Consider the following 25,248-nt stretch of genomic DNA (forward strand, 5'->3'; position numbering starts at 1 on the left):
TATTCGTAACGCATTATTTGCTCAGGACTGGCATGGATTCGGATGTGAAATTGATCGTTTCCAGCATTCTTAGCAAAGCGCGTACTGTATCCAGTGAGGTCATGCAGACAATGCCATTCTCAACTGCTTCGCGGCGGATACGGAACCCATCACGCTCTGGCGTTTTGCCTTTGGTCAACGTATTGAAGACAAAGTTGGCTTCACCCGTACGGATCATATCCAGGATGTTCGGGTTCCCTTCGCTCAGCTTATTGATCGTGTTCACTGGAATGTTGGCTTGCTCCATAGCAGCCGCTGTTCCACCTGTTGCAATAATTTTATAGCCCAGTCTGTAAAAGCCCTGCATCAACTCGACAGCTTCTTCTTTGTCCTTATCTGCCACTGTAATGATGATCGCCCCAGTGGATGGAATTTTCATACCAGCTCCCACAAGTCCTTTGTACAGTGCTTTGGCATACTGAATATCGCGTCCCATAACTTCACCTGTCGATTTCATTTCCGGGCCCAGCGTCGGCTCTACACGACGCAGTTTGGCAAAGGAGAATACCGGAACCTTAACCGAGACATAATTACTTTCAGGCCATAGGCCTTCTGAATAACCTGCATCTTTAAGCTTACCGCCCAAAATAGCCTGTGTAGCCAGATTCGCCATTGGGATATTTGTTACTTTACTCAAGAAAGGAACTGTCCGCGAGGAGCGAGGATTAACCTCGATCACGTACACCTCGTCTTGATGAATAACAAACTGGATATTTACCAGACCGATGGTTTTCAATTCCTTAGCGATGCTGATTGTAATTTCCACAATTTTTTGTTTCAACTCGGCAGACAAGTGCTGTGGTGGATACACCGCGATAGAGTCACCTGAGTGAACCCCGGCCCGTTCTACATGCTCCATAATGCCTGGTACCAATACTGTCTCGCCGTCGCAGATGGCGTCAACCTCAACTTCTTTACCCAACATATAACGGTCGATGAGCACCGGGTGCTCTGGATTGATTTTAACCGCTTCTTCCATGTACCGCAGCAATTCCGTATCTGAGTACACGATTTCCATAGCGCGTCCGCCCAGAACGTAGGATGGACGTACCAGAACCGGATAGCCCAGCGCCTGTGCGGTTCCTACTGCTTCATCAACTGATGTGACCGTGTTGCCTTTAGGCTGTGCGATAGCCAGACGAGACAAAAGTTGCTCAAACTTCTTCCGGTCTTCCGCTTCATCGATACTTTCCAGACTCGTACCCAAAATATTCACGCCTGCCGCACTCAGTGGAGCTGCGAGATTAATGGCCGTTTGACCCCCGAACTGGACGATAACCCCAATCGGTTTTTCCTGCTCGATAACATTCATTACATCTTCGAAGAAGAGCGGTTCAAAGTAGAGGCGGTCGGATGTGTTAAAGTCCGTAGATACCGTCTCCGGGTTGTTATTGATAATCACTGCTTCGTAGCCCGCTTTTTGAATAGCCCATACCGCATGTACGGTGGAGTAATCAAATTCAATCCCTTGCCCGATCCGAATCGGTCCGGAACCGAGTACGATAACTTTCTCTTTGCTAGATGGAATCACTTCATTTTCCACCTCGTAAGAGGAGTAGTAGTACGGAGTTGTGGCTTCAAACTCGGCTGCGCACGTATCTACCATTTTGTAGACCGGACGTAGGTTTTGAGCTAGACGGAATTCACGTACCTCACGCTCGGTTGTCATACTGTCGTTTTGGCCCATACTGCGAATCTCAGCGATAGAGCGGTCGGTAAAACCTTTACGTTTGGCCTGATAGAGTGTTTCGTAGGTCAGCACAGATTCTCCAGCGATGATGGCTTCGAACTTGACGATCCCCTCTACCTTATCGAGGAACCACCAGTCAATTTTTGTCAAATCTTGAATCTCCTGCTGCTGCCAGCCGCGACGGAACGCCTCGGCTACCAAGAACAAACGCTCATCATCTGCTTTAATCAAGCGATCCTTGAGCACGTCATCAGACAGCTGATCGGCTCCCTTAAGATGCAGACGGTGTACACCGATTTCCAAAGACCGTACCGCTTTCTGGATGGACTCTTCGAATGTGCGTCCGATGGCCATGACTTCACCCGTTGCTTTCATTTGCGTGCCCAGCTTGCGGTTGGCAGAAATGAATTTGTCAAATGGCCAGCGTGGTATTTTGCTCACGATGTAATCCAGTGTTGGCTCAAAGCAAGCATACGTCTGTCCCGTTACCGGATTCACAATTTCATCCAACGTGTAGCCCAGTGCAATTTTAGCAGCCATTTTAGCAATCGGATATCCGGTTGCCTTTGAGGCCAGTGCCGAGGAGCGGCTTACGCGTGGGTTTACTTCAATAACATAGTATTGATAACTGTGCGGATCAAGCGCAAACTGTACATTACAACCGCCTTCGATATTGAGGGCGCGGATAATTTTCAGAGAAGCAGAGCGCAGCATCTGGTATTCGCGATCTGACAGCGTCTGACTCGGAGCTACGACGATACTGTCGCCAGTATGCACGCCGACTGGATCAAAGTTCTCCATATTACAGACAACGATGCAGTTATCATTGCCATCACGCATGACCTCATACTCGACTTCCTTCATGCCTGCAATACTTTTTTCCACCAAACATTGTCCGATTGGACTGTATCTCAAGCCAGAGCTGACGGTTTCACGCAGTTCTTCTTCTGTGGAGCAGATACCACCGCCTGTTCCCCCTAGCGTATAAGCCGGGCGAACGATAATTGGATAACCGATTTCGTTAGCAAATTCTAACGATTCTTCCAAGGTTGTTACAATAACACTCTCTGGTACAGGTTGTTCCAACTCGCGCATCAAATCACGGAACAGATCACGATCTTCGGCTTTTTCTATCGAATTCAGTTGAGTTCCCAGTAACTTGACGTTTTCACGCTCCAGCACTCCGGCGCGAGCCAGTTCCACTGCCATGTTCAGACCTGTCTGTCCTCCCAGCGTAGGAAGCAGACCATCTGGACGCTCTTGACGGATGATCTGTGTTACAAAGTCAAGTGTAATCGGCTCGATGTATACTTTGTCTGCCATGTTGGTGTCTGTCATGATGGTTGCCGGATTACTGTTGATCAGTACTACCTCGACGCCTTCTTCTTTGAGCGCTTGACAAGCTTGTGTACCAGCATAATCAAATTCTGCTGCCTGACCAATGACGATAGGACCGGAACCGATCACAAGTATTTTTTTAAGTTCTGTATTTTTCGGCATATTAGCGCTCTCCTCTCACTGCGGCGGCGATAGCAGCCTGACGCGGTTGCTTTGGATGATTTCTTTTGTGCTCACGGATCATGTCCAGAAAGCGGTCAAACAGGTAACCATTATCGTAAGGTCCTGGTGCAGCCTCTGGATGATATTGCACCGAAAACGCGGGATACTTGGTATGTTTAAGACCTTCAATCGTTTTATCGTTGTTATTAATATGCGTCACTTCAAGCTCAGTACCTTGGATCGAATCCTCATTCACCGTGTAGCCGTGATTTTGTGATGTGATAAAGCAGCGTCCGCTCTCCAGTTCTTTCACCGGATGGTTACCACCGCGATGTCCGAATTTCAGCTTTTCCGTATCCGCTCCCGAAGCTAAAGCGAACAACTGGTGTCCCAAGCAAATTCCGAAAATCGGATATTCCCCTAACAGTTCTGCTACCGTACGAACGGCATGGGGTACGTCTTTTGGATCTCCAGGGCCGTTAGACAGCTGGATACCGTCTGGGTCCAAGCGACGAATTTCCTCAGCCGTCGTATCATGTGGAACGACAACTACATCGCAGTCCCGTTTATTCAGTTCGCGCAAAATGCCGCTTTTTGCACCGTAGTCAATCAATACGATCCGCTCTCCGTTGCCAGGACTGCTGTACGGATGAGGTGTGGAAGTCATAGGAACCTGATTGCGCAGTTCTTCAATGGTCAAGTCAGACATCATTTCTCTCAGTTCTTCCAGCGGCTGGGAACCAGTCGTCAAAATGCCCTTCATCGTACCGTGATGGCGAATAATCCGGGTAAGCATGCGGGTGTCGATGTCGCTAATGCCAATGATGCCATATTCCTTCAGCAAATCGCCCACGCTGTATTGAGCACGCCAGTTACTTGGCGCTGGCTCGTAATGTCTAACAGCAAAGCCATGGACATAAGGCCGTACCGATTCAAAGTCATCACGAGTAATTCCATAGTTGCCAATCAGCGGGTAAGTCATCGTTACGATTTGTCCGCAGTAAGAGGGATCAGTAAGCACCTCTTGATAGCCTGTAATCCCTGTGTTGAAAACGACCTCGCCTGTTTTATCACCTTCCGCACCAAATGATGTGCCTGTAAACAGCGTGCCGTCCTGAAGTAACAATCTTGCCTGCATCCCGTCTCACTCCTCTATATTGTTTCCTGCTATAAGGTTCTATTTTTTTAGTGGTTTCTATTTATTTTACTTCGTCAGCAGACCATACCAGTTTGCCATCTACCCAAGTTTTCACAGGCCAGCCTTTGAGCTTCCAGCCTGTAAAAGGAGTGTTGCGTCCTTTGCTGGCAAACGTTTGCGGATCAACTGCCTGCTCCTGCTCCAGATCAATCATGGTCAGGTCAGCTGGAGCCCCTTCTTCCAGGCGTCCCGTATCAAGGCGGAAGACACGCGCTGGATCAGCAGTCATACGACGCACCAGAAAGTCCAGCGTCCACTGTCCGGTAGCTACGAATTTCGTGTACAACAGCGGGAAGGCCGTCTCAAATCCAACGATCCCGAATGGCGCCAGCTCCATCCCCCTTGCCTTCTCTTCCTCACTGTGCGCTGCATGGTCGGTTACGACGATGTCAATCGTACCGTCTTCCAGTCCCTCGATGCATGCCTGCACATCACGCGGGGAGCGTAGCGGAGGATTCATTTTCCAGTTCGCATCCAGCCCAGGGATATCCTCATCTGACAATACCAAGTGGTGCGGGCATACCTCAGCCGTTACCTTGATGCCAAAAGATTTCGCATGGCGGATTAACCGCACTGACTGCTCCGTGCTGACATGGCATACATGATAGTGTGCCCCGGTTGCCTCGGATAGTAAAATGTCCCGTCCGACGTGAATCGCTTCAGATTCGTTCGGAATGCCTTTAAGCCCGTGGCGCTTGGCAAATTCGCCGTCCGTCACTGCCGCTCCTTCAACAAGTGTGTTATCCTCACAGTGTGCAATAACCGGCATATCCAGTGCTTTGGCCCGCGCCATGGCGTCCTTCATCATTTGCGCGCTTTGCACCCCGACACCATCGTCAGTAAAGCCGATGGCACCTGCTGCTTTGAGCGCTTCAAAATCTGTCAGCTCACGACCCAGTTCGTTTTTCGTGATGGCTGCGTAAGGAAGAACCTTGGCAAGCCCCGCTTCCTGTCCCTTTTTCAATACCAGCTGAACTGTGTCCACATTGTCCGTCACTGGACGGGTGTTTGGCATGCAGGCAATCGTCGTAAATCCGCCTTTCACCGCCGCGCGGCTACCCGTTTCAATCGTTTCTTTATATTCAAAGCCGGGTTCTCTCAGATGCACATGCATGTCGATTAAACCGGGGATGACCAGCTTCCCCTGGGCGTCAACTTTCTCGACTTCGCGCTCCTGCCCAGATGCGCCTTCTTCCATAAGTAGGCTGATTCCAGCATCCGCACTTGCGATAGCCAAAATCTTTCCGTCGGCGATTAGGATGGATTTCAATTCAGCCTCGCCCTGCTCGTTCAATACGCTTGCATTCATAATTAATTGTTTCATCTGAAATATTCCTCCGCTCAGTTTTTGCAACTTTTCCCTACGATCCTACTGACAGCTTCTACAGCTTCATTGCCCGTTCCATAACCGCCATGCGGATCGGAACCCCATTTGCCATTTGAGGAAAAATTCGCGATTGTTCGCTTTCCACAACTGCACTATCAATTTCCACATTCCGATTCACTGGAGCTGGATGCATGATAATCGTTCCGGGCTTCAGGTTCGCTGCTCTTTTCTCTGTCAAACCGTACTGCTCTCGGTATTCATCCGCTGAGCGCAACATTCCTTCGGCATGCCGTTCCAGCTGTACCCGAAGCATCATGACCACGTCCGCTTGTAGTGCCTCTTGCATCGGAACATAGGGCGCGTAGGCCGCAAGATCAGGTGCTTGCATATTATCAGGAGCGCAGAAGCTTACCTTGGCTCCGAATTTTTGCAAGGCCCACAGATTTGAGCGGGCGACACGGCTGTGCAGAATGTCTCCTATGATGGATACTCTCAAGCCTTTAAGCTCACCGAAAGTTTTGCGCATGGTGTACAGGTCCAGCAGAGCCTGCGTTGGATGCTCATTGTTGCCGTCCCCCGCATTAACCAGTGGGACACTGACCTTCTCAGCGAGCTCTTGCAGCACTCCGGCCGGCTTTAACCGGATGACTCCTGCATCAATGCCCATGGATTCGAGCGTACGTACTGTATCGTAAATGGACTCCCCTTTTTCCACACTGGAAGCCGCAGCGGAAAAGTTCAAAACCTGAGCGCCCAGCCGCTTCTCTGCCATTTCAAAAGAAAAGCGGGTACGAGTGCTGTTTTCAAAAAACATGTTGGCCGCAAAGCGTGATTGCAGTACTGGAACCAGTTTTTCTGGTTGAGATTCCCAATAATGAGCGCGATCCAGAATGGACTCGATTTCATTTCGGCTGAGTTCCTTTAACCCGAGTAGGCTACGTTCTTTAAGTTGACTGGCTGTGGTGATCATAGCTGTTCCCCCCGGTTCTGAATGATTGTCACTTCGTCCTTACCGTCCGTCTCTTGAAGGGCTACTACGATTTCCTCAGATTTGGAGGTCGGGATGTTCTTGCCGATGTAATCCGGACGAATCGGAAGCTCACGGTGTCCGCGATCCGCTAGCACTGCCAGCTGAATCATTTGCGGTCGTCCGCAGTGCATCAATGCATCCATCGCCGCGCGGATGGTGCGGCCTGTGTACAGCACATCGTCAAAGAGAATGACTTTCTTATCATGAACCGATACGTCAGCAGGATTCATCAAAAGCTCTTTTCCATTTCCTTTAGCTTCGGCTACGCTGCTCCGGTCATCCCGGTAGGCTGTGACATCCAGCTCTCCCCATGGAATTGGTGCGCCTTCAATCTCAGCAATTTTTTCAGCCAGGCGTTGTGCTAGATGAACTCCGCGTGTTCGAATACCTACTAGCACACAATCGTCAATACCTTTGTTTTTCTCCAAAATTTCATGTGCAATCCGTGTCAATGCCCGACGAATCGCAATTTCATCCATCAGTACATGTGTTTCATTACTCATGCTTCCAGCCTCCTCAGGTGATGTTCCCTTCAGACCTGGTCCCGTGTTCGGATACAAAAAAGACTCCTTGCCCAAGTTTGGCAAGGAGTCTCGTGTGAACAGTCTTCTACTGTTCTCCGATCTCTCGGACACACTGAAGACATACCGCCGCAGCGGATGCACTGCTCAGTGATCCATTCACGTTACCTTGCCAGCCTCACGGGACTGATTTAAAGGTGCTATTCAGGATTTCCTTTGTCCTGCTTCTCATAGTGTGAGATGGTTAGCCATCTCTTGGACAAAGTTCATCGCAACTACAAGAAGTATGACAGATTGAAAATCGTGTGTCAACACCCGTTCAACCGGAACCACCGGAAGCACTTTAATAATTATACAAGGTTATTGTATAATTATCCATAGTTGTTTTTACCCATACCTTGTCTCACAATAAAAAAACCGCCATTTAGGCGGTTTAACTTAATAATTTATTCAGGTTTGTGAATAGGAATGCAAATCACCATTGTTTTAACGACTACGCAAGGATGCTAACACATCCTCCATATCAGGAGGAATCGGTCTGCTAAATTCCATGTATTCTCCAGTGGATGGGTGCTTAAAGCCCAGTACCGCCGCATGCAGCGCCTGACCATCCATACGAACCCCTTTGCTGCGCCCATACATAGGGTCACCAACCAATGGGTGTCCAATAAATTTCATGTGAACACGAATTTGATGTGTTCGTCCTGTTTCCAATTGAAGTTCAAGGAGGGTATAATCCCCCAATCGTTCAATGACGAGAAAATGGGTGACGGCATGCTTGCTGTTACGTTCCGTCACTGTAAACAATTTGCGATCACCCGAATCACGACCAATCGGAGCATCTACCGTTCCCTGATCGTGGCTCAAATGACCGTGAACTAAGGCTATATATTTCCGAGTCACACTATGATCCTTAAGCTGTGCTGCAAGTGATGCGTGAGCCTGATCATTTTTAGCCGCCATCAGCAGTCCTGATGTATCCTTATCAATACGGTGAACAATACCAGGACGTAATTCCCCGTTAATGCCCGAAAGATCGTGACAGTGGTACATCAGTGCGTTAACTAATGTTCCCGAAGAGTGTCCCGGTGCAGGATGCACGACCAGACCACGTTGCTTGTTAATAACAATAACGTCCGAGTCCTCGTAAACGACATCCAACGGAATATTCTCTGGAACAATATCTACACTTTCTGCTTCCGGTACTGATAATACAATCCGGTCTCCTTCAGCCAGCTTGTAGTTCGCCTTAATCGTCGTACCGTTCACCAGCACGCGACCATTTCCGATCCACAGCTGTATCTGAGAACGAGACACTTCCTTCATTTCTTCGGCGATATATTTGTCTATACGCGTTTTGGCATCGCTGGAATCGGCCGTCCATTCCAGAGATTCACCCTCCAGTTCGTCCTCATAAGACAGACCTGCGGCTTCGCCGTTTTCATTCACTTCGCTCATGCTATGACTTCCCTTCAATGCTATCATTGCCATTTCCCTTTTCCCGACGCGATTCCAGCAGTGTGTCCAAAATAATCAGTGCTACACCGATGACAATTGCCGAATCTGCCACATTAAAAATGGGGAACGTATAGCTTCCAAAATTAAATTGCGCAAAATCAACCACTTCCCCTGAAATAGCCCGATCCAGAAAGTTACCAACTGCTCCCCCCAGCACTAAACTTAGCGCAACAGGAAGTAGCTTTTGTCCAGCCTTAACTGTTTTTCGCAGATACCAGACGATACCGATCACCACTACAATTGTAATCACGATAAAAAGCCAACGTTGACCTTCCAAAATCCCAAAAGCGGCTCCACGATTACGATGGGAGGTGATTAAAAAGAAATTGCCGATGACTGGTATTTGTTCGTACAATTCCATTCGTGTAGCCACCAAATATTTGACTCCCTGATCAATCAAAAAAATTATTAGCGCAATACCAAAATAAATCACAGTCCTTCGTCACTCCGATCCGCTTATATCCGTTGTTGAACCCATTTATTGTAGCATAAGCGTTCTCAGATCGTCCACGAAACCCGCAAGCTATCAAGCACAGACCATCCATAAAATGAACTCCTTCGCATTTGATTAGAATTTCCTATGTAAAAGAGGTCTTCCCGGTGCAAACTACAAGGAGCATACTCGACACAACGCATGCGCATGAAACCTAGAACAAGGAGAGGATTCCATGTCCCCATTGACGGAGCAACAATTGCAGGGTCTGCGTAACGAACTGCTGGAACGCAAAAAGGAAATTGAGCATCGCTTGCAAAACAACGACCATTACGGACTCGGTGATTCACAGCGCGATCAAACCGGTGAGCTTTCTCCCATTGATAATCATCCAGGCGATCTGGCTACCGAAACCTACGAGCGAGCCAAAGATATTTCCTTATTGGAGCATGATGAGTTTCAATTGGAACGTATCAAATCAGCCTTGATGGCAATGGACAAGGGGACCTATGGCATTTGCGCCGCCAGCGGTAAACCTATTCCCTATGAACGGCTACTGGCTGTTCCCTATACCATTTACTGCAAAGAGTACAGTCCCGAAACAGAAGTGTCTAACCGCCGCCCAGTGGAGGAAGAATTTCTCGCTCCCTCGTTCGGCAGAACGAGTCTGGATGAGCATGATGATCAAAACGGCTTCGACGGTGAAGATGCCTGGCAGATCGTCGAAAATTGGGGTACCTCTAACACCCCAGCCATGGCCGAAAGTGGAGAAATCCACAGTTATGATGATATGGAAATTGAAGCAGGCGACGATAATATGGGCTTCGTAGAACCATACGAAAGCTTTGTTGCTACTGACATTTATGGACAAAATGTATCCGTTATTCGCAGTTCCATTTATCAGCGTTATATCGAAGATGGCGAGGGCGAAGGTCTACTGGAGCCGGATACGCACGAAGACGAATCGTGAACTTCAAAGTGGAGATCGTTGCCTAATAGGTAGTAAGCTCCAGCTGTCGTTGTACGATCCGTACAATATCAGCGATATAATCACCGATAATCGGTAAATTTAGCGCACCGAGCACTTGCAGCACATAAATAATGGTAGCGGCAAAAAAAGTAAAACCTAGCGCGATGCCGATTCCCCGGGAAACACCGGATATTAGATTTAGCCAGAGTAATCGCCAAGGTTTATTTAGCAGCAAAGCGTAATCTGCAATACGTGTCCGTTCCATCTGCTCTGACACAGCACGTATCAGCTTTTCAACACGACTTAATTGCTCTGCCTGATTATCTGTTTTGCTTTTATCTGCGGCTATGGCAGCCCCTTCTCCGTTCCCTCCTCGGAGACTCCTTCCCTGTCTACGCCTTGATCGTGCCGTCATATGCACAATCCCCCTTTTCCCATGGCTGCCCTGAACGCAGCAAACGAGCCGAAGCACGTAACGGAGAAAACCCGTTTCCGATGCTTAGGCTCGTTTTTATATGCTGCCTGTTATTGTATTATGGGACAAGGGGCTTGTAATTATTCCCCAATATGAACGCCGATGGTTTTACCGTTCACTTCCACATGTTCTGCCGGTTCGGCTTGACCAAATGTCACAGTCGTAACCAATACGTTCTCACGCAATACAGTGTCGAAGCTTGCGATGGCCTGGCGCAGCTCGTTATCTACATCCAACGTCAATGCCACATACTTTTCAATCGGCAGATCCAGTTTTTTACGGTAATCCTGTACCGCACGAACCACTTCACGTACCCAGCCCTCTTGCTCCAACTCCGGTGTAATGTCCGTGTTCAACGCTACCGTTAAGCCATAACCGGAAGCAGAAGCGAAGCCTTCTTTCGCTTTTTTCTCTACCAGCAATTCTTCAGCTGTAACTTGCAGCTCTTCACCTTCTGGAGAAGCGACATTTAACATTCCCTGTTCTACAACAGTGCGGGTATCCTCAGCAGACATTCCTTTAAAAAAGTTTTGTAGGAAAACGACATTTTTGCCGTATTTCTTGCCTGCTACTTTCAAATTCAGTTTCAGTGTAAAATCTACAAAGCCGCTATCGTCCGTCTCAACATGAATATGCTTCACGTTAATCTCATCTTTGATGATCTCCTCATAGCCACTCAGTTCAAAATCTTGATCCATGGATAGAATCAACTCGGACAACGGTTGACGCGTTTTCAAACCCGTTTCGTTGCGGACGTTACGCGCCAATTCAACGACACGACGTGCCGTTTCCATATCTCGTTCCAATTCCAGATCGATCAAGGATTCATTGGCAGTCGGATAATCATCCAGATGAACACTTTCCCCGTTACTCAGGTTGAGGTAAATATCCTCGGCAAGCAGTGGTGTAAACGGCGCAAGCAGTTTGGCAGTCGTTAACAGCACTTCAGTCAGTGTACGGTATGCATCCAGCTTATCTTCTGTAAGACCATTGCCCCAGAATCGGTCGCGTGAACGACGGATATACCAGTTGCTCAGCTCATCCACAAACGACTCAATTGCTTTGGATGAGTTCAGGAAGTCATTTACAGCCAGCGCTTTGTCCACTACCAAAATCAGGCTGTTCAGACGGGACAAAATCCAGCGATCCAACTTATGAGCCGATGGTTTGAACGGGTGCTGTGCCGGATCAAATCCGTCGATATCCGCATATAAGGTCAGAAAAGCATGTGTATTCACAAGCGTATCTACCAGCTTCGATTTAGCCTCACCTACGATTCCTTTGGAAAAACGTTTGCTATTCCATGGTGCACTATCGGACAACAATGCCCAGCGGAAAGCATCTGTACCATACTCGTCAATCACTTCCCACGGATCAATAACATTACCCTTTGATTTGGACATTTTCTGCCCTTGCTCATCCAGTACATGGCCTGTCGCCATGACAGCTTTATAAGGAGCTTTGCCAGTCAGCATAGTCGAAACCGCAAGCAAGCTATAGAACCAGCCACGAGTCTGGTCAATCCCTTCACAGATCATATCTGCCGGAAATTGTTGCTCGAACGTTTCATTATTTTCAAAAGGATAATGATGCTGTGCAAACGGCATGGAGCCGCTATCAAACCATACGTCGATCACTTCCGGTGTACGAGTCATTTCGTATTTACCGCATTGGCTACGAACCTTAATATCATCTACATATGGTTTGTGCAGCTCGATGTCCGCTGGTACGTCGCCAATCGCACGTTCCCTCAATTCAGCAATACTATGCGGAGCAAACTGTTCTCCAGTTTCCTCACAAACCCAGATGTTTAGCGGTGTACCCCAGTAGCGATCACGACTGATGTTCCAATCCACCAGTTCCTCCAAAAACTTGCCAAAACGTCCTTCACGTACATGACCCGGATACCATTCGACTTCGCTGTTGTTGGCAATCAGTTGATCCTTGATCGCAGTTGTTTTGATAAACCAACTGTCCATAGCATAGTACAATAATGGAGTATCGCAACGCCAGCAGAACGGATAGCTATGCTCGTATTTTTCCTTGCTGTACAGCAGGCCTTTTTCGGACAGCATTTTTACAATATCTACATCACAGTCTTTCACAAAACGACCTGCAAAATCAGTGATTTCCTCTACATAGTTACCTTGAAGATCCACCACGTTGATGAACTCAACACCATTTTCACGACATACCCGGTAATCATCTTCACCATGCGCTGGAGCCATATGAACGATACCTGTACCGCTGGAATCTGTTACGAACTTCGCACCCAGAATCTGATTACCCTTCTCAACCTGAAAATACGTAAATGGCGGGGTATAGGTTTGGCCAACCAGTTCTGAACCAGATAGCGTGCCAATCACTTCATGCTCGCCTTTAATGACGTCTTCAACCAGATTTTTAGCAACGATGTATACACCGTCTTCCTGCTTCACACGTGCATATTCCAGTTCAGGGTTGACGGCGAGCGCCACGTGACTCGGCAAGGTCCAAGGTGTTGTCGTCCAAGCCAGTACATATTCACCACTACTATGCAACTTGAACTTGGCCGTGGCACTCAGATCCTTTACATCTTTGTAGCCCTGCGCTACTTCATGAGAACTTAGCGTTGTCTGACAATCCGGACAATACGGACTCACACGATGACCACGATACAGCAGATCTTTTTCATGAATGGTCGCCAAAATGTTCCATACGCTCTCGATATAGTTATTATCCAATGTAATGTACGGGTTATCGAGGTCTGTCCAGTATCCGATCGCTTCGGTTAGATCACGCCATTGTTGCTCGTATTCAAACACGCTCGCCTTACATTTTTTTATAAACTTTTCAACGCCGTATTCTTCAATTTCAGGTTTATGGGAGATCCCCAGTTGCTTCTGTACACCTAATTCTACCGGCAAGCCATGCGTGTCCCAGCCTGCCTTACGTACGACGCGGTATCCCTTCATTGTCTGATATCGGCCCACAAAATCCTTAATTACACGGCCCAGCACGTGACCGATATGCGGTTTACCGTTAGCTGTTGGTGGGCCCTCATAGAACACAAAATTTGGCTTTCCTTCACGATTTGTAATGGATTTACGGAATGTGTCCTCCTGCTTCCATTTGCTCAGGATGCGCAGGTCACGGGACCGTGCTTTTTCTTTAACATCCACTCTGTTCATACTGTCATACTCCCTCTCTGCTCATCATTGATTTCCCTAGCATTTCCTAAAAAAAGCAACAAAAAAAGCCCCATCCCTGTAAAGGGACGAGACTGTGCTCGCGTTACCACCCTGATTCCGTAAAAATAGACCATTCTAAAAATACAGTCTCATCACGGCTCTCTGAGCCCCACTCAACTACAGCAGGGCGCCATTATAACGCATGGCAAACGGTGATTGCTTACACACGCCATACATCTTAAGCGCTTCAGCTCACTTCTCCGGGAGGATCTTCGGTCATGTTCTGAACGTTGGCTTGCACCGGAAGGCCAACTCTCTGAGGGACAAATCATGACGTACTCGTTCCCATCAACGAATTAAACATGTTAAATTCATCGAATATTACAGCAACATCGTTACCTTGAATAACAACCATCAGCCGACGGACGGATAATCATTGAATTCAGTATAGTATTTACAGTTATAGCCTGTTTAAAGTGAAAAGTCAACCCTAACAACGCCTAATAAAAGCTTGTCAGAAATGAAATTAATAAATTTCTTTCATCTCACGCTCGCGCTCCAGTACTTCGCGTTCCCGGTTTTCAAGAGCTTCCCAGCCGTCTTGGCTTAACAAGTCAAGCTGTGCTTCCACCAGTGTACGAAACCGTGCTCGGTAAATCGATGCCTGCTTCTTCAGCTCTTCAACCTCCAACGCGATCTTGCGGGATTTGGACAATGCTTCGTTCACAATACGGTCCGCATTTTTTTCCGCTTCCTTCACGATCAGTTGGGATTCTTTCTTGGCGTTGTTACGAACTTCATCTGCGGCTTCCTGCGCTACGATAATCGTCTTACTCAGCGTATCCTCAATGGTCGCGAAATGATCGAGCTTCTCCTGTACGTTCAACAACTCGGTGCTCAGTTCTTTATTTTCACGAATAACGCCCTCGTAATCTTTGATCACCTGATCCAAAAATTCATTAACCTGATCCTCATCATAACCGCGAAGCCGGCGGGCAAATTCCTTGTTATGTATATCCAATGGCGTTAATGGCATGCCGTCCACCTCCTATAAGATTGACAAAAAATACATTTTCCGCGTCACGACGCTCACTATCATCTATCGGTCATCATACCCCGTTTTGTGAATACTGTACAGAGCAAAATCGTTCCAGTTCTTCGCTATAGCTTAATTCTTTCGACAGAAAGCTCGTGATTCCTGCCTACAGCTATACAAACTTACCAATTTTGACACGGAATCTTCCCTTTTTTGTCATCCCGCCTGTTTCAAGCACTTTGAAACGCCCAAAACCCTGCATGGAAATAACGTCTCCAGCTTTAAGTGGAGTGGATGGATTCTCCTCCACCTTCCAATTTACCCTGCACCGTCCCGCCCGAATCGGTGTTAATATTTTACTGCGGCTTAGCTTGTACACATCGCTAGCAATACCGTCCAGACGCAAAGAAGCGACCGTCAGGTCTAGCGTCTCTAATGCAACTTCCTTCGTTCGCAGACTAGCTACAGGCAATAGTTCTGTCCATACATGAACACGGTGTACCTGCTGCAAATGCATCGTCATAAAATTACCGATCTCTGAAGCTACCAATACATGACACCCATCATCCAGTACATGAATATCTCCAATTTTCCCACGTTTGATTCCAAGTCCCAGTAGGGCACCTAGATAATCACCGTGCTCAAGGGTACCTATTTTAAGATCGTCAGATGTGATGGAAAGGACCTGAATCCCCATCTCCTCACCGTCCAAATACGAATAATCGGGCGCAATCAGCGCCCGCTTTCGTTCCGAAGCCATGTATCCGCCATCTACCCTAATCGTGACCTTGTCTTCCTTCGAAGCAAGTGTCTCCAATATGTACTGTTGGCGCGGGTCCAAGAAATCAGTCAGCTTCTGCTCATGATAAGCCCCCGCATGACTGATCCATTCGGAAGCACGATCCACATAATCCCGTTCATCCGGGTGAAAATGCTCATAAATCTCAGTTCGCATAACTCCTCCTAGACGAGCTTACCAATTAAAGAAATCAAACCGTACGACGCAAAACGCAGAGCAATCAGCGCAACGATGGGAGAAATATCAATCATCCCGAAGATTGGCGGTATAAACCTGCGAAAAGGAGACAAATACGGCTCCACAAACTTGGCAAGTAAATCACCAATCACACTCTCTCTAGCATTAGGAAGCCATGACAGCAGAACATATGCAATGATCATGTACGAATAAATCTGAAATAGCCAGTAAATTACCTCGATCAAGAAAAGTTCACCTCATTCTGTTAAGTTCTTGTTCAGTGTCAGCCAGTATTTCCGTAATAGAGCCTTGAATCTCAACCGTATCTGGTGTACACAGAAAAATATTGTTCCCGACCTTGGAAATACCACCACCCAGTGCATACACAGTACCACTCAAAAAATCAATAATGCGTAGCGCCTGATCCTTGCGAATTCGTTGCAAATTGACTACGACGGTGCGATGGGAACGGATATGGTCGGCAATTTCCTGTGCTTCATCATAAGAACGCGGCTCATACAGGACAACTTTCACATTTTTCTGTGAATGGATGCTGACAACATTAGTGCCCTTCTGGTTCTTACGTTTATCAAAGCTTGGGGTTTCAATTTCTTGATCTTCCTGCGTATTCATAACCTCTCGCTCTATAACTTCCTCTTCTTCCTGAAGCCCCAGAAAGTTCATGAACTTATTCATTACGCCCAATGGAAATCCTCCTCTCGTCCGACCAGTACGGAACCAAGCCGCAGCCAGGTCGCTCCTTCTTCAACCGCCACTACAAAATCATTGGACATCCCCATAGACAAGTGAACGATGGGTTCCCTGGTCAAGGCTTGTCCATTTAACCTATCCCGTAATTCACGCAATCCCCGAAACACAGGCCGAGTTTTTTCCGGGTCTTCCTCATGAGGAGCCATCGTCATCAAGCCAATCACGTCCACATGTTCCAGCTCGCGAATTTGTTCCAAAAAGGGGACAACCGCCTCAGAGGACAAGCCATATTTGGACATTTCCCCAGAAATATTGACTTGCACAAAAGCTTTAACTCGCAGTCCCAGAGCAGCTGCCTTCTTATCCAATTCCTGAGCGAGTGATAAGCGGTCAAGCGAATGTATAAATTTAAATTTTCCAATTACATCTTTAACCTTATTCGTTTGGAGATGACCAATAAAATGCCACGTTCCCCGGTCACCCAGCTTACTCCATTTATCCGCAGCATCCTGCCAGCGATTTTCGCCCACATGCTCTAAGTCGCTATCCAATACCGATGTCATTGTCGCCGCCGAAACATATTTCGTGACAGCGATCACATTTACTTCATCACGCGAACGTCCGCTTCGGGCACATGCCGCTTCTACACGGGCATTCACTTCTTTAATTCGTTCCTCCAAAGACACGGGAGGACTCACCTCTCTTCCAGACCAATCCAACTCGCCATTCTTCCTGTGACGCCGCCTTCTTTGCGATATGAAAAAAACAAATCGCTACGGCTACTCGTGCATAAGGTAGTACATTCGATATGGCTCGGCAATATTCCTGCTTTCATCATAATGTGTCGATTGCATTGTTTCAAGTCAAGTAGTGTTTTACCGTCGGCTAAGGGGAAGTAAACAGAACCTTCCCATTTATCATTACCCGGGCAATCATGCTCCAAAACCCGAATTTGGTTCATCACGTGCTCATCCACCTCATAGGATTCAGAACCAATGGAAGGACCAATAGCTGCTAGTATATCAGACGGCTGAGATCCATATTCGTTTTGCATGGTCTGTACCATTTTCAATGCAATTTCCGCAACGGTTCCCTTCCAGCCTGCATGCGCCAGCCCAATCACACGGCGCACTGGATCACAAAAATATAAGGGTACACAGTCTGCATAAAAAGACGTCAGCAAAATGCCAGGTACATTCGTCAATAGTCCATCTGTGTCCTGAAAAGCGGATGCACGATCCAGAAAGCCCCGCCCGCGGTCAGCAGCCTTGACCACAGCAACATGATGACCATGAACCTGTTCACCGCACGTCCACGCTTCAGCAGCGAAACCAAGTTGCTCTGCAATGAGCCGCCGGTTACGAATGACTTTCTCGGGGTCATCCCCTACATGAAACGCACAGTTTAGACTAGCGTAGGGTACCTCACTGACACCACCATGACGACCTGTAAAACCCGCTGTTAATCCCTGAACCTGCCGCTCCCAAGATTGAATATATAACAACTCCGGTACGGGACGTCCGCCATCTTGCATTGGCATAGCTCCCGTAGCCTCGGTATTCACTACAAATGGTTCCATTCATTCTCACCTCTACTGCCCAGTGTACCAAAAAGCCGCCGCTGTGTCTTCACAACATACTAAATTACGTGTCCCTCTTGTTCAAAAGACCCGTCGGTCATTCCGCTCCTGACGTTCGATATACGGCTTTTCCTCCCTTTCATCCGGTGGCTCATGCAATCCCTCCAATCGAACAAGCACAACATCCGAACCAATTTTCACAATGTTGCGCCACGGAATAACCAATTCGCTTCCCCCTCCAAACCAGCCCATGAATCGACTGCTGCCCGGAACCACAATAGCTTCAATTTTCCCTTGTCGTACGTCAATCTCCAGATCACTGATTTGTCCCAGACGTCGCCCATCTACAATGTTAATGACATCCTTGGTTTGAAACTCGGAAATTTTCATGGCTCTTACTGACGTTTCCGGTGCACTCACACGCATCACATCCTTTAATTCACTATATGAGCGAAAGAGCCCAAAAAATGTCCTGTAAACGCAAAAACGATCCGGATAGGATCGTCAGGCTGTCGAGAAACCCCCTGTTTTTTAATCAGGTTTAAAATGGCCACTTTGATCAAATAAAAATGGGTCCTCAGATCGTTTTAAATCGATTTTTGTTTTAAAAGTTGAGTTTCCCCAAATAAAAAATAAAGTGCCGGAAAGTCCGTTGGACTTTCTCGACACTCTGACGATCCGGATAGGATCGTTTTTATCGCTGAATCATTCAAGCATTCATTTCATTAGGACTTTACATGTTTTTGCATTTGCTGTATAGCCGACTTCTCTAATCTTGAAACCTGGGCTTGAGAGATACCGATTTCGTCGGCAACCTCCATTTGCGTCTTTCCTTCATAAAAACGCATAGACAATATCATCTTTTCACGCTGGCCCAGGCGATGCATCGCTTCCCGCAGAGCGATTTCCTCAATCCATGAAACGTCTTTATTTCTGTCATCACTGATCTGATCCATCACATAGATTGGGTCGCCCCCGTCGTGATATATCGGCTCGAACAGCGAAACCGGATCCTGAATTGCATCCAACGCGAACACAACATCTTCTTTAGGCACATTCAGTGCCTCTGAAATTTCAAAAATCGTTGGTTCCCGCGAGTTCAGATTCGTCAGACTGTCCCGCACCTGAAGCGCCTTATATGCAATATCCCGTAACGAACGGGATACACGGATCGGATTGTTATCCCGCAAATAACGGCGGATCTCTCCGATAATCATCGGCACCGCGTAAGTGGAGAACTTTACGTTTTGCGAAAGGTCAAAATTATCAATCGCCTTCATTAGGCCGATACATCCTACCTGAAACAAATCGTCCACAAACTCTCCCCGATTGTTAAATCGTTGAATCACACTCAGGACGAGTCGGAGATTGCCGTTGACCAATTTTTCTCTGGCTGATCGTTCATTATTTTGCTGAAGTGATGTGAACAACTCGCGCATTTCTGCATTGGTTAATACCGGCAGTTTGGCGGTATCCACACCGCAAATTTCCACTTTGTTTCGGGTCATCGTGTCTTACCTCCCAAGGAGCAACATTAATGTACATTATCTCCTGAGGGCATTTTTTTATTCGCCGTTTCCATCGCTTCCGGATATACCCATGCATTATACCATTTTATTAAATTCTTTTCGTAAGCGCTTTATTATTCGTTTTTCCAGACGCGAAATATACGATTGCGAGATACCCAACAGGTCAGCAACATCCTTCTGTGTCTTCTCTTCTCCGTCTTGTAAGCCGAAGCGCAGCTCCATAATCAAACGCTCTCGATCCGTCAACTTATCCAGTGCTTTATGCAATAATTTACGGTCTACCTGCTCTTCAATATTACGGTAAATGGTATCATTTTCCGTCCCCATCACATCGGAAAGCAACAACTCGTTACCGTCCCAATCAATATTCAGAGGCTCATCAAAAGAAACTTCCGTTCTTGTTTTACTATTGCGACGCAAATACATCAAAATCTCATTCTCAATGCATCGGGACGCATAGGTGGCAAGTTTGATTTTCTTCTCCGGATCAAAAGTGTTAACCGCTTTGATTAGTCCAATAGCACCGATGGATACGAGATCTTCAATGTTGATGCCCGTATTCTCAAATTTGCGGGCAATATATACGACTAACCGCAAATTTCTTTCGATTAGCATCGACCGTACTGCCGCATCTCCAGAAGAAAGTTTTCCCAGCAAATATTCTTCTTCGTCTCTCGTCAGCGGTGGGGGGAGCGCCTCGCTGCCGCCAATATAATAAATTTCTTCACTTTTCAGCCCAAGTAAAAATAAAATACGATAATATTGCAGTTGCAACGCTAGCCTAATTTTCATCTTCAATTTCATCTGTTCTCGCATATCATTCTCCCCCTTTTGAAAATAGTGCAATTCCTGCTGTGCTCCGTGCATTTCACCATTGGATATTTCTTGTCGCCTTCAAACATCATTTTGTGTTATGCTCCATCATCCTGATTCTGTAAAATGTTCACTCAAATGTGCATCTCGTTTCTGGTTGGTATCAGCACTGCCCCCTTCTTGTGCCGTCACATCCGGGTGGATGATGGCGCGATACTTCCCCTCTGCCGACAATGTTCCCCCGTCCAAGCCAATCAACACTCGATGATGTACAAAATGAACCCCATTCATCACCACCTCTACCCGGTCTGGTTTAAGGGCAAGCATAAAGGAATGACTGCGGTTAATTCCACGATAGGGGACGAGACGAACACGATCCTGCCAGCTAAACGATTCGTCTCCCAGTTCCATCACCAGTTGGTCAGCATTACCCTCAGAACATTTTTGGAGCCAGGAAGCGGGCAAATACGACTCCCACAATGCTGCCTCCATGACCATCACCGGGGTTCGGGTCAAAGGATCATGGAGCTGGTTACCTGTATCCAACAAGCCTGTACACTCAATATGATCCTGCCCAATCCACACCTGCACTTGTCCCAGAAACCCACTCATCCTTTCTGTGCGCTGCTTTGAGGACTGCACAATTCGAAAGAAAAGCATCACTCCGCCAAATGCGCATAAAATAAACCAGAATGCAATTTTCAGTTCAAAAGACATTCCTCCTGAAGCGGTGTACCAGATGCCATTAAACAATTCCCCCGTATTTTGGAGAAAATAATGCATCCCCAAAATGCCACCTGCAGCTACAAAATTGATCATGTAAAAGGCACCCATTGTACGAAGATACTTTTGCATGCTGCCAAATCCAAAAGCCACCAGCAGCATTATGACCGATAATGCCAGTTTGATCAGGAACGTAAATAAAAAGGACAGTTCCGGCACAAACATCATGACCACGTACATTGCGCCGATTCCAGCTGAAGCCATCAACCTCCACCACACCGGACGGATTTTTCTCATCCAAGCGGTGACCATCAGCAGCACAGCATCAATGAACAAATTGGCCAAAAAAATCAAGTCGATATAAACAACCAAGGCTTCACCCGCCCAGCGTTTGCAGGATAGGCTTAAGTATAGTAGTCATGCTGTTCAAAGTCTGTCTAACGGTGGGGACGGTGACCGACTAATTTTGTCGGAAAGAGGAGAAGCACCTGAACTGCAGGATACGTAAAACAGAAAGAAGCCCGCATCTCCAGGGAGAATGCGGGCAGTCTGAATTGAAACTAGTTATCGTTATTATTATTGCGCGAACGGTTACGTAAAAATGTAGGAATGTCTAATTGATCACTGCTTTGAGTGTTACCAAATGGACGCAAGTTAGGAGAGCCTTTTTCCGCCGATTCAGAAGTAGCCGGGTTAGCTGCCGGTTTACGTCCCGGTGCTGGTTGACTTGGCTTGCCTTCAAAGCCAGTGGCAATGACGGTAACCTTGATCTCTTCTTTCAACTCTTCGTCAATGATAGCACCAAAAATCATATTTACTTCCGGATCGGAAGCCGATGTTACAATTTCAGCTGCCTCATTAACCTCATACAGAGACAGGTTGTTGCCGCCAGTGATGTTCATAATCACACCACGAGCACCTTCAATGGATGTCTCCAACAACGGGCTCATGATCGCCTTGCGTGCTGCTTCAGCCGCACGATTTTCACCAGTTGCTTCGCCAATCCCCATCAAAGCGGAGCCACGCTCCGTCATGATCGTCTTAACGTCAGCAAAGTCAAGGTTGATTAGACCCGGTACAGCGATCAAATCTGAAATACCTTGTACCGCCTGACGCAGAACATTGTCCGCTTCACGGAATGCTTCCAACATCGGGGTTTTCTTGTCCACAATTTCAAGCAAGCGGTCATTCGGGATTACAATCAAAGTGTCTACTTTTTCTTTTAATCCCTCAATACCAAGTTCAGCTTGATTGGAGCGCTTACGCCCTTCAAACGTGAACGGTCGGGTTACCACGCCTACAGTCAGCGCGCCGCATTCCTTGGCAATTTCAGCAATGACAGGAGCCGCTCCGGTTCCTGTACCGCCACCCATTCCCGCCGTTACGAATACCATATCCGCACCTTTGAGCGTATTCATAATGAGCTCACGCGACTCTTCAGCCGCTTTTTTACCCACATCTGGGTTAGCGCCGGCACCCAGACCGCGGGTCAGCTTATCGCCAATTTGAAGCTTATGCTCAGACTTCGCTAAATGAAGTGCTTGGGCATCTGTATTGACTGTAATGAACTCCACACCCTGAACACCATTTTCGATCATTCGGTTAACCGCATTGCTGCCGCCGCCTCCGACGCCGATCACTTTAATTTGAGCCAAGCTCTCCATTTCAAAATCAAATTCCAACATACTATTCCATCTCCCCCTCAATGTGCATGGATGGCCCGTCCATGATTGGCATAATTAGCAATGAACGTTATATAAATTCACTGAACATATTTTTTAAGCGTTCAATCAACCCCTGCTTTTGCTCGCCTTCCGCAACGGGACTACTGCTTTTGGCTCGGTTAGTCGGCTTCTTGGCACTTCCGCCACTGTTGCTAACGCTAGTCGATCTTCCGCGATAGTAACGAATAGCATTATGCAAGATTCCAACTCCGCTCGTGTAGCCCGGATCCCTTACACCGATAAAATCAGGTACGGCGATCCTTACGGAAGCGGCCAGTTCGCTTTGTGCCACCTGAAGTACACCAGGCATGGAGACGGTGCCTCCGGTAAGTATATAACCTCCCGGAAGCTCTGTGTAACCCAAGCGCTTAACTTCCGCCTGAATGAGTTGAAAAATTTCCTGCACTCTCGGCTCAATAATAGCAGCCAAATCCTGCTGGTTAAACTCCTTATCCACATTACTGCCGATACGTGTCACTTTAAAGACGACATCGACTGCCGCATCATCATACCATGCGCAGCCGTATTTAAGCTTTACTTTTTCGGCTTGATCGGTAAGGGTTCTCAGTCCGTAGGCAATATCATTGGTTACAAACTCTCCACCAATCGGAAGTGTTGATGTGGCAACAATCGTTCCTTCCTGGAAAATGGCAACATTCGTAGAACCTGCACCAATATCCACCAGAACTGAACCCATTACCTTTTCATCCTTCGAAAGAGACAATTGTCCGGCTCCAAGAGGCAGCAAGACCAGATCTTTAATCCTCAAGCCAGCTTTCTCAACGCAGCGCAACAGATTATGTATCGGGGTCTTGCCTCCAGTAACAATCGTAGCCTCTACTTCGAGACGAACTCCAATCATACCGCGAGGGTCCTGAATGCCTTCAAGGCCATCAACGACGTACTGCTTGGCTACCACGTCAATAATTTCTCTCTCCGGTGGTACGGCAATAACTTCAGCTGCCTTCAGTACACGCTCAATGTCCTCCTCACCGATTTCACGGTCCTCGTTGGACACGGCTACTACGCCATGACTATTTTGCAGGCCAATATGATTGCCTGAAATCCCCACATACACTTCTGTTATTTGAATACCAACCATGCGTTCTGCGTGATCCACGGCGTTACGGATTGATTGCACGGTTTGATCAATGTCTACAATTGCACCTTTGCGAATCCCTTCCGAGTCGGCAGATCCAACTCCAATAATATTAAAGGTTCCATTATTCATTTCCCCAATAATAGCCCGAACTTTGGATGTACCGATGTCCAAACTAACAATGATGTCATTGTTGCTCAAGTCTGTGGCACCTCCTGACTCCAAAATGAATTTCGTTCTTTAAACACACTCTGTACATATTCAACAAACTCCATGCTTTCCCTCTTTTTTCTACAAATTTTTTAGAAGCCAATTTATGGTTGCAGTCACATAAAAATTTGAAGAAAAAAGAAGGAGGCAAGTCTATTACCCATAAAATCAATTCTAGCATTTTTTCACATCACTGAGTAGTATCTTTTTCTTGGCTCTCTTCACTCGTATCTGGTTTGAACGGAACGTAGGAATCCGCCTCCAACATGGTGATCAAACCTGGATCTTCTGTTTCTAGCACCTGATTCAAATAGCTGATTTTAGAATTCAGTAGAGAAACGGTTGTTATAACCTCAAACTGGGAACGTGTGTACATTTTGATGCGGTCCGGAAAAGAAGGAATCGGCGCAGGAATGATTTCCGAAATATCGGCAGTCCATTCCCCTGGAATGCGTGATAAAGCATCACACAGCTTCGCTTTGTACGGATCATCGGATTTCCATTTGGTCAAAATAGGCTTCTCAACGGCTATTCCGCTACTCCCCACGCCCACGCTTGTCCCATTCGCTAGAATAGCACGAAGGCTCCCGTCACTCTGCAACTCGTAAGCGACCGTAGCAAACTCTTTAATGTGAATAGCAATAATACCCGGAAACTGCTTGTCCACTGTGACTTGCTGTATCGATTGAATTTCCCGCAACTTCTCAGAGATGTCAGATGAACTGACTCCGAAATACTGATCTCCAACAGCCAGACCGCTTCGGTTAAGAAGCTGGTCTCGGGTCGAAAATACATTACCATCAAAACGAATTTCAGAAACCCGACTCAACGAAGAACGGAAAAAGAGAACAGCGAGCAATACGATAAACAACAAAATGAGAAGAATAGCTATCTTCCGGCTTGTTCTTTTTTTCGTTCTGTTCTTTTTAAGAACAGGTATTTGAGCATTTGGCATAGCTTCTCTCCACAAAAGCCTT

General features: G+C 47.1%; 23 protein-coding genes and 1 other annotated feature. Of the genes, 1 reads left to right on the plus strand and 22 read right to left on the minus strand.

The annotated features are described in order from the left end of the window. Positions 1-13: 13 nt before the first annotated feature. The 7 genes from carB to lspA form a co-directional block, all read right to left on the minus strand. Positions 14-3,229, minus strand: a complete 3,216-nt coding sequence (gene carB / locus ACYCS5_RS02270) for a carbamoyl-phosphate synthase large subunit (protein ID WP_459760736.1) — start codon at positions 3,227-3,229, stop codon at positions 14-16. A 1-nt stretch (position 3,230) separates the two neighbouring features. Further along, positions 3,231-4,367 (minus strand): glutamine-hydrolyzing carbamoyl-phosphate synthase small subunit, encoded by a 1,137-nt coding sequence (carA, locus tag ACYCS5_RS02275; protein ID WP_459760737.1) that lies wholly within the window; start codon positions 4,365-4,367, stop codon positions 3,231-3,233. Between the two features lie 61 nt (positions 4,368-4,428). Continuing rightward, complete coding sequence (locus ACYCS5_RS02280; RefSeq protein WP_459760738.1) at positions 4,429-5,751, minus strand: dihydroorotase; 1,323 nt, start codon at positions 5,749-5,751, stop codon at positions 4,429-4,431. 58 nt (positions 5,752-5,809) lie between these two features. Next, the gene (locus ACYCS5_RS02285; RefSeq protein WP_023989427.1) at positions 5,810-6,724 is read right to left on the minus strand and encodes an aspartate carbamoyltransferase catalytic subunit; all 915 of its coding nucleotides are present in this window, start codon (positions 6,722-6,724) and stop codon (positions 5,810-5,812) included. Continuing rightward, on the minus strand, positions 6,721-7,287 hold the full coding sequence (gene pyrR, locus ACYCS5_RS02290; RefSeq protein WP_043882258.1) for a bifunctional pyr operon transcriptional regulator/uracil phosphoribosyltransferase PyrR: 567 nt from the start codon (positions 7,285-7,287) through the stop codon (positions 6,721-6,723). The genes ACYCS5_RS02285 and pyrR overlap by 4 nt, the downstream gene beginning before the upstream one ends. A gap of 504 nt (positions 7,288-7,791) precedes the next feature. After that, the gene (locus tag ACYCS5_RS02295) at positions 7,792-8,763 is read right to left on the minus strand and encodes an RluA family pseudouridine synthase (protein WP_459760739.1); all 972 of its coding nucleotides are present in this window, start codon (positions 8,761-8,763) and stop codon (positions 7,792-7,794) included. A gap of 1 nt (position 8,764) precedes the next feature. Next, positions 8,765-9,256: a signal peptidase II gene (gene lspA / locus ACYCS5_RS02300; protein WP_023989430.1), complete on the minus strand. Its 492-nt coding sequence runs from the start codon at positions 9,254-9,256 to the stop codon at positions 8,765-8,767. 235 nt (positions 9,257-9,491) lie between these two features. Between lspA and ACYCS5_RS02305 the strand changes: the two genes are divergently transcribed. Beyond that, entirely contained in the window at positions 9,492-10,226 is a 735-nt protein-coding gene (locus ACYCS5_RS02305) for a TraR/DksA C4-type zinc finger protein (protein ID WP_459760740.1), read from the plus strand. A gap of 22 nt (positions 10,227-10,248) precedes the next feature. On the opposite strand, the gene ACYCS5_RS02310 is transcribed toward ACYCS5_RS02305, so the two are convergent. From ACYCS5_RS02310 to ACYCS5_RS02380, 15 genes are all read right to left on the minus strand, one after another. Beyond that, positions 10,249-10,641: a DUF5665 domain-containing protein gene (locus ACYCS5_RS02310; protein ID WP_459760741.1), complete on the minus strand. Its 393-nt coding sequence runs from the start codon at positions 10,639-10,641 to the stop codon at positions 10,249-10,251. 140 nt (positions 10,642-10,781) lie between these two features. Further along, entirely contained in the window at positions 10,782-13,871 is a 3,090-nt protein-coding gene (gene ileS, locus ACYCS5_RS02315; protein WP_341039634.1) for an isoleucine--tRNA ligase, read from the minus strand. 79 nt (positions 13,872-13,950) lie between these two features. Further along, positions 13,951-14,232, minus strand: a binding site (T-box leader). Between the two features lie 165 nt (positions 14,233-14,397). Then, a complete protein-coding gene (locus ACYCS5_RS02320; RefSeq protein ID WP_023989434.1) occupies positions 14,398-14,907 on the minus strand; it encodes a DivIVA domain-containing protein in 510 nt (169 codons plus the stop codon). A 172-nt stretch (positions 14,908-15,079) separates the two neighbouring features. Continuing rightward, complete coding sequence (locus ACYCS5_RS02325) at positions 15,080-15,862, minus strand: YlmH family RNA-binding protein (RefSeq protein ID WP_459760742.1); 783 nt, start codon at positions 15,860-15,862, stop codon at positions 15,080-15,082. Positions 15,863-15,870: 8 nt separating this feature from the next. Continuing rightward, complete coding sequence (locus tag ACYCS5_RS02330; RefSeq protein ID WP_029517743.1) at positions 15,871-16,128, minus strand: YggT family protein; 258 nt, start codon at positions 16,126-16,128, stop codon at positions 15,871-15,873. Between the two features lie 7 nt (positions 16,129-16,135). Next, positions 16,136-16,588: a cell division protein SepF gene (locus ACYCS5_RS02335; protein ID WP_069010286.1), complete on the minus strand. Its 453-nt coding sequence runs from the start codon at positions 16,586-16,588 to the stop codon at positions 16,136-16,138. Further along, complete coding sequence (locus tag ACYCS5_RS02340; protein WP_459760743.1) at positions 16,579-17,280, minus strand: YggS family pyridoxal phosphate-dependent enzyme; 702 nt, start codon at positions 17,278-17,280, stop codon at positions 16,579-16,581. The genes ACYCS5_RS02335 and ACYCS5_RS02340 overlap by 10 nt, the downstream gene beginning before the upstream one ends. Positions 17,281-17,288: 8 nt before the next feature. After that, a complete protein-coding gene (gene pgeF, locus ACYCS5_RS02345; RefSeq protein ID WP_459760744.1) occupies positions 17,289-18,173 on the minus strand; it encodes a peptidoglycan editing factor PgeF in 885 nt (294 codons plus the stop codon). Positions 18,174-18,254: 81 nt separating this feature from the next. Continuing rightward, on the minus strand, positions 18,255-18,599 hold the full coding sequence (locus tag ACYCS5_RS02350) for a YlmC/YmxH family sporulation protein (RefSeq protein WP_185156367.1): 345 nt from the start codon (positions 18,597-18,599) through the stop codon (positions 18,255-18,257). 299 nt (positions 18,600-18,898) lie between these two features. Then, entirely contained in the window at positions 18,899-19,681 is a 783-nt protein-coding gene (gene sigG / locus ACYCS5_RS02355; RefSeq protein WP_007431182.1) for an RNA polymerase sporulation sigma factor SigG, read from the minus strand. A gap of 96 nt (positions 19,682-19,777) precedes the next feature. Beyond that, positions 19,778-20,518: an RNA polymerase sporulation sigma factor SigE gene (gene sigE / locus ACYCS5_RS02360; protein WP_176715674.1), complete on the minus strand. Its 741-nt coding sequence runs from the start codon at positions 20,516-20,518 to the stop codon at positions 19,778-19,780. 105 nt (positions 20,519-20,623) lie between these two features. After that, a complete protein-coding gene (gene spoIIGA / locus ACYCS5_RS02365; RefSeq protein WP_029517748.1) occupies positions 20,624-21,610 on the minus strand; it encodes a sigma-E processing peptidase SpoIIGA in 987 nt (328 codons plus the stop codon). A gap of 188 nt (positions 21,611-21,798) precedes the next feature. Further along, positions 21,799-22,923 carry a cell division protein FtsZ gene (gene ftsZ, locus ACYCS5_RS02370; protein WP_013311084.1) on the minus strand — a complete coding sequence of 375 codons (1,125 nt, stop codon included), beginning with the start codon at positions 22,921-22,923 and terminating at the stop codon, positions 21,799-21,801. A gap of 67 nt (positions 22,924-22,990) precedes the next feature. Next, a complete protein-coding gene (ftsA, locus tag ACYCS5_RS02375; protein ID WP_340932653.1) occupies positions 22,991-24,262 on the minus strand; it encodes a cell division protein FtsA in 1,272 nt (423 codons plus the stop codon). 199 nt (positions 24,263-24,461) lie between these two features. Beyond that, entirely contained in the window at positions 24,462-25,226 is a 765-nt protein-coding gene (locus ACYCS5_RS02380) for a cell division protein FtsQ/DivIB (RefSeq protein WP_069010282.1), read from the minus strand. Positions 25,227-25,248: the final 22 nt, after the last annotated feature.

Source organism: Paenibacillus sp. SEL3 (genome assembly GCF_054602585.1).

Bases quoted from the DNA above. Each gene is read 5' to 3' on its own strand.
- carB (WP_459760736.1), bottom strand. From the start codon at position 3,229: ATGCCGAAAAATACAGAACTTAAAAAAATACTTGTGATCGGTTCCGGT.
- carA (WP_459760737.1), bottom strand. From the start codon at position 4,367: ATGCAGGCAAGATTGTTACTTCAGGACGGCACGCTGTTTACAGGCACA.
- ACYCS5_RS02280 (WP_459760738.1), bottom strand. From the start codon at position 5,751: ATGAAACAATTAATTATGAATGCAAGCGTATTGAACGAGCAGGGCGAG.
- ACYCS5_RS02285 (WP_023989427.1), bottom strand. From the start codon at position 6,724: ATGATCACCACAGCCAGTCAACTTAAAGAACGTAGCCTACTCGGGTTA.
- pyrR (WP_043882258.1), bottom strand. From the start codon at position 7,287: ATGAGTAATGAAACACATGTACTGATGGATGAAATTGCGATTCGTCGG.
- ACYCS5_RS02295 (WP_459760739.1), bottom strand. From the start codon at position 8,763: ATGAGCGAAGTGAATGAAAACGGCGAAGCCGCAGGTCTGTCTTATGAG.
- ACYCS5_RS02305 (WP_459760740.1), top strand. From the start codon at position 9,492: ATGTCCCCATTGACGGAGCAACAATTGCAGGGTCTGCGTAACGAACTG.
- ACYCS5_RS02310 (WP_459760741.1), bottom strand. From the start codon at position 10,641: ATGACGGCACGATCAAGGCGTAGACAGGGAAGGAGTCTCCGAGGAGGG.
- ileS (WP_341039634.1), bottom strand. From the start codon at position 13,871: ATGAACAGAGTGGATGTTAAAGAAAAAGCACGGTCCCGTGACCTGCGC.
- ACYCS5_RS02320 (WP_023989434.1), bottom strand. From the start codon at position 14,907: ATGCCATTAACGCCATTGGATATACATAACAAGGAATTTGCCCGCCGG.
- ACYCS5_RS02325 (WP_459760742.1), bottom strand. From the start codon at position 15,862: ATGCGAACTGAGATTTATGAGCATTTTCACCCGGATGAACGGGATTAT.
- pgeF (WP_459760744.1), bottom strand. From the start codon at position 18,173: ATGGAACCATTTGTAGTGAATACCGAGGCTACGGGAGCTATGCCAATG.
- ACYCS5_RS02350 (WP_185156367.1), bottom strand. From the start codon at position 18,599: ATGCGTGTGAGTGCACCGGAAACGTCAGTAAGAGCCATGAAAATTTCC.
- sigG (WP_007431182.1), bottom strand. From the start codon at position 19,681: ATGACCCGAAACAAAGTGGAAATTTGCGGTGTGGATACCGCCAAACTG.
- sigE (WP_176715674.1), bottom strand. From the start codon at position 20,518: ATGCGAGAACAGATGAAATTGAAGATGAAAATTAGGCTAGCGTTGCAA.
- ftsZ (WP_013311084.1), bottom strand. From the start codon at position 22,923: ATGTTGGAATTTGATTTTGAAATGGAGAGCTTGGCTCAAATTAAAGTG.
- ACYCS5_RS02380 (WP_069010282.1), bottom strand. From the start codon at position 25,226: ATGCCAAATGCTCAAATACCTGTTCTTAAAAAGAACAGAACGAAAAAA.